Source organism: Methylobacterium sp. WL1, assembly GCF_008000895.1.
GTDB lineage: Bacteria > Pseudomonadota > Alphaproteobacteria > Rhizobiales > Beijerinckiaceae > Methylobacterium.
This window is the reverse complement of record NZ_CP042823.1, coordinates 62,319-75,696: the sequence shown is the minus strand read 5'-3', so window position 1 is coordinate 75,696 and position 13,378 is coordinate 62,319. Positions and strand designations below refer to the sequence as shown.

The following is a 13,378-nucleotide window of genomic DNA, read 5'->3' as shown; positions in this document are numbered from 1 at the left end:
TCACGCTCCGAAGCGTCCCCTGACAAACGGAGGCCGTGCGTCCGGGTCGAATCCTACTCGGCTGGGACCTTCTTGCGTCCCCGCGTCTTCGGTGCGGTCGGAGCCGGCTCCTCCGGCGCAGGCGCGGCCGCCGCTCCCCGGGACTTGCGCCGTTGCTGGCCGAGGCCGAGGGCGCGGGCGAGTTCGGACCTCTGGGCCGAGTAGCTCGCCGCCGTCATCGGGTAGTCCCGCGGCAGGCCCCATTTCTCGCGATACGCCTCCGGGCTGAGCCCGCGCAGCGTCAGATGGCGGCGCAACGTCTTGTAGGGCTTACCGTCTTCGAAACTGACGATGTAGTCGTGCGTGATGGATTTCCGGATCTGCGCCGGGCTCATCTTTTCCACGACGGTCGTCGCCGATGACCCCGAAGCCGCGAGGCTGTTCAGGGCCGCGTGTATGCCGCCGATCAACCCTGGAAGTTCCGAGGGTGGCACCGAATTGTTGGACACATAGGCCGCGATGATATCGACCGCTAGGTCAATGTGTTCGGCCTGCTCAGCTTCAGCGCTATCGCTCACGTTGAACCTCTGTCGTAGCAACTATCCGGTGCGGCGTATCCCGTACGGAATATGACGAATTCTGGGATAGGCTAACGGATCCGCGATAAAAGCTCAATCTCAACTTTCTTGCAGTATCGAAATTTAGGAGTGACTGCACCGGGGCTGTAACAGCCGTCGGGGCTCGGTGTTGACCGCGCATTAACCAAGCGGGCGCTAGCTTGCGTTAACCATATCGGCGACCGCGCAGGCGGCGGCGTGATCTGTTGATCCCGGCTCTTGGCGCCCGGGGCTTAGGTGGAGGCCAAGAACAGGTGCGGATGGCGGGCGCTGATCGGCGGCGACGGCAGGAGATGCGGCTGGCCTTTGCGGCGCTGACGCTCGCGCTCTCCGCATCGCCGTCCGCAGGCCAGCGCTTCGACGCGATCAGCCCGGTCACCGGCCAACCCGACAATCCCGGGATCGGGCAGGACACGGCGCCCAACGGCCTTCCCGCGCTCCGGCGGCGCGTGCCGGACGGACTGTCCCGCGACGAGGGACCCGCATCCACCGGTGGTGACGCCACGAGCGGCGAGCGGACCGGCGGCGACAGCCTGCGCTCCCCCCTCTCCCCGGCGATCCCGACCCAGACTCAGCCGGGGCTCTCGCAGCTCGGCACCCGCATCACCGGCGGCGGCCAGCGCACTGGTGGGTCCACCACGGCCCCAAACAACCGGACGCCGTCGAGTCTGCTGCGCACCCGAGCCGCGCCGCCCCGGCGCATCGGCTCCCCGACCCGCCGGGTCACACAGGAGGTGACACAGGTTCCGGCCCCCGCTCTGCGCCTTACCCCGGTGGTCCAGCAGGCCGTCGTCGGCGTGCCGGTGTCGCAGGTCCTGGCGTCGCGCCCGATCCTTCCGCTCTTCGCGATCACTCCGGCGCTAGGCCTGCTGACGCCCGGCTTCATCCTCGGCACGGACCTGGCGCGGCCGATCCCGACCGACCCGGCCTACGCACCGATCGGCTATCGGATCGGGACCTTCACGGTGCTGCCGAGCTTCACGCAGAGCATCGGCTACGATTCGAACCCGGACCAGACCAGCCGTCAGCTCGCCAAGGGATCGGTGGCCCTGCGTACCGAAGCGGCCGTCGACTTCCGCAGCGACTGGTCGTCGAGTTCGTTCCAGGGAGCGTTGCGCGGTTCCTACCTGGAGACGCCCCAGAACGAGGCCGCCAGCCGGCCGGCCGCGGACGGAACGGTGCGCCTGCGTATCGACGTCAACCGCGACCTGCACGTCGATGCCGAAGGCCGGTTCTTGGTCGACACGCAGCGCACGTCGAGCCCGAACCTGCAGGCAGCCGCGGCGACCAGCCGGCCGCTGCTCGCGGTCTACGGCACGTCCCTCGGTGCCACGGAGACGTTCAACCGGCTTTCCGTGACCCTGCGCGGCTCGGTCGATCGCTCCCAGTTCGACAACGCTCAGCTCCCGGGCGGCGTGACCATCAACCAGGCCGACCGCAACCTGAACCAGTACAGCCTGCAGCTGCGCACGGCCTACGAGGTCAGCCCGGACCTGAGTCCATTCGTGGACCTCCTCGCCGATACCCGCGTCTACGACCTGCGCCGCGACACCAACGGCATTCAACGCGATTCCGACGGCATCGCTCTCATGGTCGGAGCGAGCTTCGGGCTGGCCCGCTCGATCACTGGCGAAATCTCCGCCGGCATCCAGCACCGCTCCTACGTCGACCCGTCTTTGCGGGCGATCGACGCGCCGCTGGTCAATGCCGCGCTGGTCTGGTCCCTCAGTCCGCTCACCACGGTCCGCCTCACCGCGGCGACGGGTGTGACCGAGACCACCGTGCTCGGCTCCAGCGGCATCTTCACCGAGGTCGCGACCCTGGAGCTCCAGCACGATCTGCTGCGCAACCTGTCGATCGTCTTCGGGGGCTCGTTCCTGAAGAACGACTATCAGGGCAGCACCATCCGCGAGAACGGCTTCTCCGCCACGGCGCGCCTCGACTACCGGTTTACCCGCTGGCTGACCTTGCGCGGCACCTACATCTACCAGCAGATCGACAGCACGGTGGCGGGCTCGAGCTTCCGCGACAACACCTTCCTGCTCGGCGTGCGCGTAAATCCCTGAACCACCCTCAGAATCGCTCGACCCAGGGGCGCAGCTCGAGCTCCGTCGTCCAGGCGCTGCGATCCTGGCGCAGCAGGTCGCGGTAGGCGCGGGCGATGGCATCCGGATCGAGATGGCTGTCGGGGGCGTCCACCGGCTCACCGCCGCGCGCCGGGTTCCGGATGGCGCCATCGATCACCACGTGGGCGACATGGATGCCCTGCGGCTGCAGCTCGCGGGCGAGGCTCTGGCCGAGTCCCCGCAGGGCGAACTTGCCCATCGCGAAAGGCGCTGAGCCGGCAAAGCCCTTCACGCTGGCCGACGCGCCTGTGAGCAGGATCGCCCCGTTCCGGTGCGGCAGCATCCGGCGTGCTGCTGCCTGCGCCACCAGGAAGCCGCCATACGCGGACACCATCAGCGACTGCGCCACCGCTGCCGGATCGAGGTCGACCACCGGGCCGCGCAGCCGACCGCTGGCATTGTAGACCACCACGTCGGGCGGGCCACCCAGCGCCGGCTCCATCCGGGCGAACAGGGCCTCGACCTGGCCGGGGTCGCTCGCATCGCAGGCGTGGATTGCGGCGGCGGTCTCGGCCGCCAGCGCGGCGAGCTTGTCGATATTGCGGGCCGCGAGGCCGACCTTCAGCCCGTCCGCCGCCAGCAGTCGGGCGAGCGACGCGCTGAGGCCCGAGCCGGCTCCAACGATCAGCGCGCGGGAATAATGCGGTGTCATGGGCGGACGCTCCGTTCGATCCTGTCAGGATGCCGCGCGGCGCCGCTTCTTCAAGCCCTCGCTCGCTTCAGCCCTCACGCGCGGCGCACGGCGAAGAACCTGCGCAGCAACAGGGCCGCCTCGGTCTCGCGGAACCCGCCATAGACCTCCGGGGCGTGGTGGCAGGTCGGCTGGTTGAAGACACGCGGGCCGTGCTCGACGCCGCCGCCCTTGGGGTCGGGGGCGCCGTAATAGAGCCGCCGGATCCGGGCGAACGAGATCGCGCCGGCGCACATCGGACATGGTTCGAGGGTGACGTAGAGATCGCAGCCGGTCAGGCGCTCGTCGCCGATGGCCGCACAGGCGGCGCGGATCGCCAGGATCTCGGCGTGGGCGGTCGGATCGTGCAGGGCCCGCGGCTGGTTATGGGCGACGGCCAGCACCACGCCGTCGCGCACGATCACCGCCCCGACCGGAACCTCGCCGGCCTCAGCGGCCGCGCGCGCCGCTGTGAAAGCGCGGTCGAACGCCCCCGCGGTGTTCGCGGTTTCGTGCTCAGCGTCCTGGATCGGATCGACCGTCACGGTGTTTATCACCCCATCGCCGGGACAGGCACCGACCGGCGCCGGAAACCGATCCAGGTCAATGTTAATGCCTGGAACATTCCTCTCATCGTCACCGTTGCCTTTACGATTGCGGCGCCGCCGCGAGAGATTGTACGGAAGGAAACGCCATGAGCAGCACCACGGACAAGATCAAGGGCGCCGCCAACGAGGCCCTCGGCAAGGCCAAGCAGGGTCTGGGCGACGTGACCAACAATGACAAGATGAAGGCTGACGGCGCGGCTCAGGAGCTCAAGGGCAAGGCCCAAAGCACCGTGGGCGACGCCAAGGGCGCCGTGAAGTCGGCGACCGACAAGATCTGATCGTTCAGGCAAGATCTGATCGCTCGGGCAAGATCTGATCCTTGAGGATCGACGGGATCGGAATCCACATCTCGCGGGTTCCGATCTTGAACCGGCTGAACTTCGCGAGGATGCCATGATCGGTTGGGCTATCACGTTTCTCGTCGTCGCCCTCGTGGCGGCGCTCCTGGGTTTCGGCGGCATCGCCGGCACGGCCGTCGAGGCGGCCAAGATCGTCTTCTTCGTGGCGATCGCCCTGTTCCTGATCTCCGCCGTGTTCGGCGTGATGCGGGGGAGATCCCCGAGGCTTTGAACGGCGCGCCGCGGCGCGGATCTTTCGGGGCGGTCCGGCCGGGCCGCCCCTTTTGCGTTCGCGGGCTGCGCGTTGTCGGGTTGTGCATCCGTGGATGCTCAACCCGTCTCGCCTGTCCGGGCCGGCTCTGATATGGCCGGCTCATGAGTGACTTGCCGAAAGACGACGGTCCGGGGGCTTCTGCCCAGCCGGACACCGACACCACGCGGACCGAGCGCTGGACGCCCGCAACCGACGCGGGCAGCGAATCCGAGACGAAGCCGAAGGGTAAGTCTTCGCAGAGCGAGCCGCGGCCGCCTCAGCAGCCGGTCGCTGCCGAGCCCGTTGCCGAGGACGCCGCTGAGGCCGCGGAACCGGAGGCCGAGGCGTCGACCCCTCCGGGCGAACGCATCGCCAAGGCGATGGCGCGGGCGGGCATCGCCTCCCGCCGCGACGCGGAGGCGATGATCCTGGCCGGTCGCGTGAGCGTCAACGGCGAGACCCTGACCTCCCCGGCGCGAAACGTCTCCGACGACGATACGATCCTGATCGACGGCGAGCGCATGCCGGCGCGCGAGCGCAGCCGCCTGTGGATCTTCCACAAGCCGCGCGGCCTCGTGACCACGGCCCGGGACCCGGAAGGCCGCCAGACGGTGTTCGAAGTCCTGCCCGAAGATCTGCCACGGGTGGTCGCGGTCGGCCGGCTCGACATCAACACCGAAGGCCTGCTGCTTCTCACCAACGACGGCGGTCTCGCGAAGGTGATCGCCCATCCCGATACCGGCTGGCTGCGCCGCTACCGCGTCCGCGCCCACGGCGACACCGACCAGGCCCAGCTCGACAAGCTGGCGAAGGGCGTGACCATCGACGGGATGGAGTACGGCCCGATCGAGGCGACCCTCGATCGCGTCCAGGGCGACAACCTCTGGCTCACGCTAGGCTTGCGCGAGGGCAAGAACCGCGAGGTCAAACGCATCCTCGAGCATCTCGGCCTTTCGGTGAACCGGCTGATTCGCCTGTCGTTCGGGCCGTTCCAGCTCGGCGACCTCGAAGTCGGCTTGGTCGAGGAGGTGCGCATGCGCGTGCTGAAGGACCAGCTCGGCAAGGCGCTGGCCGAACAGGCCGGGGTCGATTTCGAGAGCCCCGTGCGCGAGCCGATCGGCGCCTTCGGCAGCCCCAAGAAGGCCGAGCGCGCACCGGCGCCCTCGAACACCCGCAATGCCGCGCGTCCCGCGCCGGCGCCCCGGGTCTCGACCGGTGGGGCTGGCTCCGGTCCGCGCCGCTCCGCGTGGCGGTCGGATGAGGAATCCGGCAAGCCGCGGGCGGCCCGCGTACCGCGACGGGGCGAGGATCCCCGCGCGTCCCAGGCAGCCGCGGCCGAGCGCGGTCACGAGCGGGTCGGCTCGATTCGCACCGGTGATCGTCGCGTCGTGGTCGAGCGCCTGTCGGCGAGCCCAGTTGCACCGGCGCCGGAGGAGCAGCCCCGGCGTCGCTACGCCGATCGCGGCGCCCCCGATGGCGCACAGCGGGGCGCGCCCGGCCGCTCGGATCGCGAGAGCTGGGGCAATCGCGGGCCGGCTCCGCGGACTGACAGAGGTGCGAGCGATCGGCCGCGGTTCGGTGACCGTTCCGGGCCACGCGACGCCCCCCGGGGCGCGCCTGGCCGACGGGACGACGCGCGACGGGACGACACGCGACGGGACGATCGCCGTGACGGCAGGCCGCCCGAACGCCGGGATCGGCCGTTCGGAGGTTCGACTGCAGACGGCCCGCCCCGCGGCAATGGCGGTTTCCGGAGCGAGCGCTCCGGCCCTGGGGGCAAGCCGGCCTTCGGCGGACCGAAGCCGGCGGGCGCGCGACCCGGCGGCAAGCCCGGTGGATTTGGCGGCAAGCCCGGCGGGTTCGCGGGGAAGAGCGGGGCTTCGCCGGGAAAAGCTCTGGCGGTTTCGGGGCAAGAGTGCTGGCGGGTTTGCCGGCAGGGGCCGGGCGGCAAGCCGGGCGGGCGTCGGGCGGCTTCAGGGCGGCGGCAAGCCCGGCGGCGGTGGTGGCGGCGGTGGCGGTCGTCCGCCGCGCGGAGGCCGATGAGGATCGTCGGCGGCGCGTGGCGCGGCCGCAAGCTCGCGACCCCGCGCTCCGACGCGATCCGGCCGACCTCCGACCGGCTCCGGGAATCGCTGTTCAACGTGCTGACCCACGCCTACGACGAGGTCGTCGCCGGGGCGCGGGTGCTGGACCTGTTCGCCGGCACTGGAGCGCTGGGCTTCGAAGCGCTGTCGCGCGGCGCGGCCTACGCCCTGCTGGTCGATGAGGGGGCCGAGGCCCGGGCGGTGATCCGGTCGAACATCGAGGCGTTCGGCGCCGAGGGCGTGACTCGGCTGTTCCGGCGCGACGCGACGCGCCTCGGTCCGGCCGGGACCACGGCTCCGTTCTCGCTGGTCTTCTGCGATCCACCGTACAATCGTGGGCTTGCGCCCCAGGCGCTGGCGAGCGCGGCCGGCGGGGCCTGGCTGTCGCCGGGCGCCCTGGCCGTGGTGGAGGAGGCGGAGGGCGTTCAACTGGACTGGCCCGAGAACTTCACCGCGCTGGAGCGGCGGGTCTACGGCGACACGGCAGTATCGGTGGCGCGCTTCGCCGGCTGACGGCGCGTCGGTCGCGAACTTCCGCCCCGCGTTCGGGTCTGAAATGTATCGCGAGCCCGATCGCCGGCGGATCAGCCCGTTCGACGCGGTGCCGACGACGGGGCTCGATCAGGACGGTTCGCGAGTTCACACGGTTCGCCGACTCCGGCTCGTCGGCCAAGCGCAACGCGGGAGATCTCTCGCAAGCATCGCAACCCCTTCGGCATGGGGCTGGTCGTCTTCGAGTCCAGGCGGGCTCGCCTGTCCCGTCGAAACGATGTGCTCAGCGCAGCCCCAGCGCCGACTACCGAACGGTGACGACCTCCTCAGAGGCCGCAAGGTCGAGATCGGCGTAGAGGTTCGTCAGGTCCAAAGCAGACATCGCCGTCGCCTCCAGAAACAACTTCGCGAGACGACGTGTGCGAACGGCCGGGGCCGGTCAGCCGATGTCGGTCAGGCTATCAGGCCGACGGTGCGGCGGCGCCGTTGGTGACAATCCGCTGCGGGGCGCTGTCCGCGGCAGCGGGACCATGGCCGATCCGGGCCGCGGACTTCACGAGCGCAATGACGTCCCGGCGCATCTGATCGTCGCCGATCTGGTTGTAGGCGCGGAGCAGTTCCACGGCACCGGCGATCCGGAGCAGCGTCGGGCCGTTCTCGGAGGCGGCCTCCGGCTCGGGTTCAAAGAAGCTCGAGACCGGGACGCCGAGGCGCTCGGCAATCGCCTGAAGGCGCCCCGCGCCGACGCGGTTCTTGCCGGTCTCGTACTTCTGGACCTGCTGGAAGCTGACGCCCAGTGCGCTCGCCAGTGCGGATTGGCTCAGCCCGTTGGCCGCGCGCAGGAACGCGATGCGGCTGCCGACCCCGTGATCGATGGCCGTGGTCTGTTTCGGCTTGGGGGTTGGGTTGGACATGGTGGAGAGTCCGAACTTCTTCAGGTTGCGGCAGGCGTGTGGTCGTGCGGAACTTAGCCGCCGCTCACAACCCACAGGTGCAACATTGAGCGGCCAAGGTCCAGCCGAGCCGCATGTTGATGCCACAGTGCAGCCGAGTGTGCAACGAATGGTCACGCTTGCGCGACCATGCAGTGTGAGCATAGCCGCCTCGGTTTCTCAATGACTTCAAGGCGATCGACACAGAGTGCGACGGCCCATCAATTCTGACGACACCGACTACGCAGACGGGGACTTCTCGCAACCGGTCGCCTTTGCACGATTGCCTACTGCGCAAGTGATTCGGTTTTGCCTAAACTGACGGGATGCGGATCGGCGCCGATGCGCTCGGCGCGGATCCTTGGCGATCACGCGGCCGGGCCGAGCCAGTCGGTGACGATGCGAAGTTGTTCCGCGTCGAGCAAGGCCGGGGCGTGGCCGCAATCCGGGATATCGATGCGCTCGGTGGCCGGGCCACGCCGGGTCATCTCGTCCGCGGTCGAGGCGAGGAGCAGCTCCGAGCGCTCGCCGCGCAGCAGCAGGACCGGGCAGGTGATCGCGTCCCAGTCGCGCCACATGCTGACGCTGTAGACCCGGCCCGGCCGGAAGGCGTCACCGATGCCGGGATCGTAATGCGGGCGCCAGCCGCCGTTGGGCTCGGGGAAGAAGCTGTGCTTGGCGATATGCCGCCACTGTTCGTCCGTGAGCGGGCCGAAGGCTGCCAGGACGGTCCGAAGCCGCGACTCGCCCGAGGCCAAGTTGTGGTGAAGCCGCGGAGCATCGCGCAGCCGTGAGCCGATATGGCGGATCGGCGCCCAGGGCAGGAACGGCCCGATATCGTTGATCACCATCCGGCGTATCGGGGTGTTGGCGGAGGCCGCCAGCACCATCCCGGTGAGGCCGCCGAGCGACGTGCCGACCCAGTCGATCTTGCCCGTGATCCGCAGGTGACCGATCAGCGCCGCCATGTCGGCGGCGTATTGGGGCAGGCCGTAGAGTTCCGGATCCTTGAGCCAGCCGCTCAACCCACGCCCGGGCAAATCGGGACAGACCACCCGGTAGCCCATCTTCGCCAGCATGTAGCCGAGGGGGTCGAAATCCCGGCCCTGCCGGCTCAGGCCGTGGACGCACACGACCACGTGCGGGCTGTCCGGGTCGCCCCATTCGACATACGCGATCCGGTGGAAGTCATGCGGCGCGTAGGCGGCGAAATGACCGGTCCGGAACGGAACGTCGGCGCGGCTGAGGTCGTCGAGGCGCGGCATCGCCTCGGGCGCGCCCGCTTCAGGCCTCTCGGCGGCGGAGGAGGTCACGGGGTATCCGTGCGGGATGCGGCCTCACGCGCCAGGCGGGTCGTAGTCTGGTGCAGGTCGACCATCTGGTCGGTGAGGCGACGCGACTGCTCCTGCATGAACGTCACGTGCAAAGCCGCCATCTCGCGGGCGTCGGCCGCCTTCGCGAGGCGCTCGGCGAAATCCAGTGAGGCGCGGACGTTGGTGTCCGAGGCGACCAGCATGCGGTGCCCGATCTCTCGCATCGCCGCCATGGAGTGGCCGGCATTGTCCTCGAATGCATTGTAGAGGCGCGCGCCGGCAGCCTCCCATTGCTCGCGCATCCTGCGCGTGCCTGCGATGTTGCTGTCGGAGAGCTGGTGCGCGGTCTCCCGGCTCGAGCCCATGACCGAGCGCCAGCCCTCGAACGTCTGGGCCATCGAGGTTTCGAAGGCGTTCAGCGCCATCTCGCCGGCCTCGGCGAACTGTTCGTAGGCCTCGCGAACCCGCGCAAGACTGCCCTCGGCCATCTCGCGCCCGGCCTGTGGCGGCCGAACCATCGGCAGATTGTCGTCCTTCACGAGCTCCTCCCCCCGTCGACTGCCATGACCGCCCGGTCAGGCACCGGGTCCGGCATCCGTCAGGGCGGGGCCGCCGTCAACCGCAGCGGCGTGACAGACCTCGGACCGCCCCGCCGGGTACTCCGCGCCCGTGCGGCCCATGATGACCGGCACCGGCTGTAACCAGCGCCCCGATTGACAGTCCGGAGGGACGCGACGTCATCTCTCTGCCTGCGCACGCCACGCCAGCCGCCCGATCAGAAGGCCCACCGATGACGGAGACAGTTCCGCCCCAAGCGGGCGCCCGGGACTCCGATTCTCATCCGTTCGAGACCGGGCTCGACCGGAGCCCGGCGAACTACGTCCCGCTCACGCCGGCCAGCCTGCTGGCCCGGGCCGCCGCCTCCGTCGGGGCGCGGGTCGCGGTGATCGATGGGGATCGCCGCCTGTCCTACGGCGAGCTGTACGCGCGGTGCCGCCGCCTCGCCTCCGGCCTGGCCGGGCGCGGGATCGGGCACCTCGACACGGTGGCGATCCTAGCGCCCAACGTGCCCGAGATGATCGAGGCGCATTTCGCCGTGCCGATGCTGGGCGCGGTGCTGAACCCGCTCAACACCCGCCTCGATCCGGCGACGATCGCGTTCTCCCTCGACCATGGCGGCGCCCGGGTGCTGATCGTGGAGGCTGAGTTCGGTGCGCTGGCCGCCCGGGCGCTCGCCGACCGCGCGAAGCCGCTCCTGGTCGTGGAGATCGGCGCCACCGGCATCGCCGGCGCGGTCCCGTACGAGACCCTGCTCGCCGAGGGCGACCCGGACTATGCCTGGCCCGGGCCGGCCGACGAGTGGCAATCGCTCTGCCTGCTCTATACGTCGGGCACCACCGGCGATCCGAAGGGCGCGGTCTACAGCCATCGCGGCGCCTACCTGCAGGCGCTCGGCAATGCGGTCACGTTCGGCCTCACCACCGAGAGCGCCTATCTCTGGACCCTGCCGATGTTCCATTGCAGCGGCTGGTCGTACCCCTGGGCGAGCGTGGCGGCCTGTGCGACGCAGATCTGCCTGCGCAAGGTCGAGCCGGCGGCGATTTTTTCGCTGATCGCCCAGCACCGCGTGACGCATTTGTGCGGCGCGCCGATCGTGCTCTCGATGATCGCCCACGCGCCGGCTTCGGCCCGCGTGCCCTTCCGGCATCGGGTGCGCTGCGCGGTGGGCGGGGCCGCGCCATCCTCGACCATCATCCGCACCATGGAGGAACTCGGCTTCCAAGTGACGCACCTCTACGGCGCCACCGAGAGTTACGGCCCCGCCACCGTCTGCCTGGAACAGCCCGACTGGGCCGACCTCCCGGAGCAGGACCGCTACGCCCGGATGGCGCGCCAGGGCGTCGCGCTGGCGACCCTGGAGGGTGTCGTCGTGTTCGATGCCGCCACCGACCGGCCGGTGCCGCAGGACGGCACCACGGTCGGCGAGATCTGCCTGCGCGGCAACACTGTGATGAAGGGCTATCTCGGCAACCCCGAGGCCACCGCGCGGGCGCTGGCCGGAGGCTGGTACCGCACCGGCGACCTCGCGGTCTGGCACTCAGACGGCTCCGTGGAGATCAAGGACCGGGCCAAGGACATCATCATCTCGGGCGGCGAGAACATCTCCAGTCTCGAGGTCGAGGAAGTGCTGATGCGCCATCCCGCCGTGATGCTGGCGGCCGTGGTGGCACGCCCGGATGAAACCTGGGGCGAGAGTCCCTGCGCCTTCCTGGAGATGAAGCCCGGCGCGGCGGCTCCCACCGACCGCGAGCTGATCGATTTCTGCCGGGAGCGGATGGCCCGGTTCAAGGTGCCCAGGACGGTGGTGTTCGGCCCCCTGCCGAAGACTTCGACCGGCAAGATCCAGAAGTTCATCTTGCGCGAGCAGGCTCGGGAGCTGTCGGATCCTGTCTGAAGCCGGGTACCCCAGCGGCCACCTCAACCCGAGGTGCTGCGCAGCTGCCTCGAAGGAATCCTCCAGTTCGTCGAACGATCGCTGGAGGCTTCCTTCTTCGAGGGCCCCGCTTCGCGGCGGCGTCTCAGGGTTAGGCGCTGGGCTGGATGTCTCCCGATATGAGCGTCACGCCGCGGGCTTCGACGGCTTCCAGATGTCGGCGGCGGCCTCCGTCGCGGCGCTGAGGCGGGTGTGCAGTTCCGGGTCGGCATCGCGCGCGCCGGCTCGAATTGTACCGATCAGGTCGTCCAGGGCGTCATGGCCGGCGCCGCCCAGCAGTCGAGCGCCGGTCTCGCCGAGCCGGTCGGCCTGGGCGATCTCCCGGGCAGCGATTCCGATCGCGTTGGCGACCATCAGGGCGACGTAGCGGGGGCGGCCGGTGAGGCCCGGGGCGACCTCCTCGGTCAGCGCCCGGCGGGCGGCGTCGAGGAGAGCGGCGCCGGAGGGTTCGTCCTGCATGCTCAGCTCCAGTTCTCCGGGGCGGTCGCCCGCAAAATCGTGCGTTCCAGCTCGGGCACCATCCGGCCGGTGAGCGCCAGTTCCAATGAGAATTCCCGGCCCGAGACGTGGCGGGCACCCTGTTCCAGGGCGATCACCGCCCAGCGCAGATGCGCCATCACCTCCCAATAGGCGACGCTGTCCGGATCGATGGTCCGGCCGCTCTCCTGCGTGTAACCCCGGTAGAACGACGCCCGGGAGCCGATGCCGCCGGCCTCCAGATCCGTTCGGCCGAACCGCCAGCAGGTTGCGCAGAACCAGCCGAGATCCTGCGCAGGATCGCCCCAGCCGGCGAACTCCCAGTCGAGGATCGCGGTCAGGCCCGACGCATCCACCATGTAGTTGCCGGTGCGGAAGTCGCGATGCACCAGGGACGGCGCCCGACAAGCCGGGGCCCGCACCTTGCCCCAGCGCAGACCCCACTCGATCGCCGGGCGCTTGGCGCCAATCCCGTCGAGGCTGGCACGCAGGCGGGCGATCTCGGCCAATGCCGGCTGCGGCTCGGGCGCCCCGAGGAAGGCGAGTGCAGCCGGCACCTCGCGCGGGTCGAGCGCGGCGTGGATCCGGGCGAGTTCGCGGCCAAGGGTCTCGGCCAGGATCTCCCGGTCGCCGCCGAGGCTCAGGTCCTTGGCGATGCGCGGCCCCAGGCCCACGCCCTCGACGAGGCCCATCAGCGCGAAGGGCGCTCCGACGATTGCGGGATCGGCGCAGAAGGCGACCGGCTCCGGCACCCGGACGCCGGCTTTCCAGACCGCGTCCAGGATGTGGAACTCCTCCGCCCGGGAACGGCTCGACGCGATGGTCGCGGCGGCGTCCATGCGCAGCACGAAGCCCCGAACGGTGTCGCCGATCCGGCAGCGGACCAGCCGGTTCTCCTGGATCGAGCCGCCGCCGAGGGGTTGGACCGCCTCGATGGCGAGATCCGGACAGCCGAGATGCGAGGCGATCCAGTCGCGCAGCTGCGCCTGTTCCAT

The 13,378-nt window shown here is 69.9% G+C and carries 13 protein-coding genes and 1 pseudogene; 6 read left to right on the top strand and 8 right to left on the bottom strand.

The window, feature by feature from the left end:
• Positions 1-53 precede the first annotated feature (53 nt).
• Positions 54-557, bottom strand: coding sequence for a MucR family transcriptional regulator (locus FVA80_RS00615; RefSeq protein WP_147909771.1), 504 nt, complete (start codon positions 555-557; stop codon positions 54-56).
• Positions 558-889: 332 nt separating this feature from the next.
• On the opposite strand from FVA80_RS00615, the gene FVA80_RS00610 reads away from it, so the two are divergent.
• Positions 890-2,662, top strand: a complete 1,773-nt coding sequence (locus FVA80_RS00610; protein WP_147909782.1) for an outer membrane beta-barrel protein — start codon at positions 890-892, stop codon at positions 2,660-2,662.
• 7 nt (positions 2,663-2,669) lie between these two features.
• Here the strand turns inward: FVA80_RS00610 and FVA80_RS00605 are convergent, their stop codons facing one another.
• Both FVA80_RS00605 and FVA80_RS00600 read right to left on the bottom strand, forming a co-directional pair.
• On the bottom strand, positions 2,670-3,374 hold the full coding sequence (locus FVA80_RS00605) for an SDR family NAD(P)-dependent oxidoreductase (RefSeq protein ID WP_147909770.1): 705 nt from the start codon (positions 3,372-3,374) through the stop codon (positions 2,670-2,672).
• 74 nt (positions 3,375-3,448) lie between these two features.
• Positions 3,449-3,922, bottom strand: coding sequence for a nucleoside deaminase (locus FVA80_RS00600; RefSeq protein ID WP_147909781.1), 474 nt, complete (start codon positions 3,920-3,922; stop codon positions 3,449-3,451).
• Between the two features lie 164 nt (positions 3,923-4,086).
• Here FVA80_RS00600 and FVA80_RS00595 point away from each other — a divergent pair, with 164 nt between their 5' ends.
• The 4 genes and pseudogenes from FVA80_RS00595 (at position 4,087) to rsmD (ending at position 7,188) form a co-directional block, all read left to right on the top strand.
• On the top strand, positions 4,087-4,278 hold the full coding sequence (locus FVA80_RS00595; protein ID WP_147857530.1) for a CsbD family protein: 192 nt from the start codon (positions 4,087-4,089) through the stop codon (positions 4,276-4,278).
• Between the two features lie 115 nt (positions 4,279-4,393).
• Positions 4,394-4,570 carry a DUF1328 domain-containing protein gene (locus FVA80_RS00590; RefSeq protein ID WP_007558816.1) on the top strand — a complete coding sequence of 59 codons (177 nt, stop codon included), beginning with the start codon at positions 4,394-4,396 and terminating at the stop codon, positions 4,568-4,570.
• A gap of 143 nt (positions 4,571-4,713) precedes the next feature.
• A pseudogene (locus tag FVA80_RS00585) lies at positions 4,714-6,634 on the top strand (pseudouridine synthase).
• Positions 6,631-7,188, top strand: coding sequence for a 16S rRNA (guanine(966)-N(2))-methyltransferase RsmD (rsmD, locus tag FVA80_RS32100; RefSeq protein ID WP_147908484.1), 558 nt, complete (start codon positions 6,631-6,633; stop codon positions 7,186-7,188). The pseudogene FVA80_RS00585 and the gene rsmD overlap by 4 nt, the downstream one beginning before the upstream one ends.
• A gap of 440 nt (positions 7,189-7,628) precedes the next feature.
• Here the strand turns inward: rsmD and FVA80_RS00570 are convergent, their stop codons facing one another.
• The 3 genes from FVA80_RS00570 to FVA80_RS00560 all read right to left on the bottom strand — a co-directional run bounded on the left by FVA80_RS00570 (position 7,629) and on the right by FVA80_RS00560 (position 9,951).
• Positions 7,629-8,081, bottom strand: coding sequence for a helix-turn-helix domain-containing protein (locus tag FVA80_RS00570; protein ID WP_147908485.1), 453 nt, complete (start codon positions 8,079-8,081; stop codon positions 7,629-7,631).
• A 386-nt stretch (positions 8,082-8,467) separates the two neighbouring features.
• Positions 8,468-9,412: an alpha/beta hydrolase gene (locus FVA80_RS00565; protein WP_246692216.1), complete on the bottom strand. Its 945-nt coding sequence runs from the start codon at positions 9,410-9,412 to the stop codon at positions 8,468-8,470.
• Positions 9,409-9,951, bottom strand: a complete 543-nt coding sequence (locus tag FVA80_RS00560) for a phasin family protein (RefSeq protein ID WP_147908486.1) — start codon at positions 9,949-9,951, stop codon at positions 9,409-9,411. Before FVA80_RS00560 ends, FVA80_RS00565 begins: the two co-directional genes overlap by 4 nt.
• 251 nt (positions 9,952-10,202) lie before the next feature.
• Between FVA80_RS00560 and FVA80_RS00555 the strand changes: the two genes are divergently transcribed.
• Complete coding sequence (locus FVA80_RS00555; RefSeq protein ID WP_147908487.1) at positions 10,203-11,867, top strand: AMP-binding protein; 1,665 nt, start codon at positions 10,203-10,205, stop codon at positions 11,865-11,867.
• A 165-nt stretch (positions 11,868-12,032) separates the two neighbouring features.
• Here FVA80_RS00555 and FVA80_RS00550 read toward each other — a convergent pair whose 3' ends face one another.
• Positions 12,033-12,365 carry a DUF6285 domain-containing protein gene (locus FVA80_RS00550; protein ID WP_147908488.1) on the bottom strand — a complete coding sequence of 111 codons (333 nt, stop codon included), beginning with the start codon at positions 12,363-12,365 and terminating at the stop codon, positions 12,033-12,035.
• A gap of 2 nt (positions 12,366-12,367) precedes the next feature.
• Positions 12,368-13,378: a phosphotransferase family protein gene (locus tag FVA80_RS00545; protein WP_147908489.1), complete on the bottom strand. Its 1,011-nt coding sequence runs from the start codon at positions 13,376-13,378 to the stop codon at positions 12,368-12,370.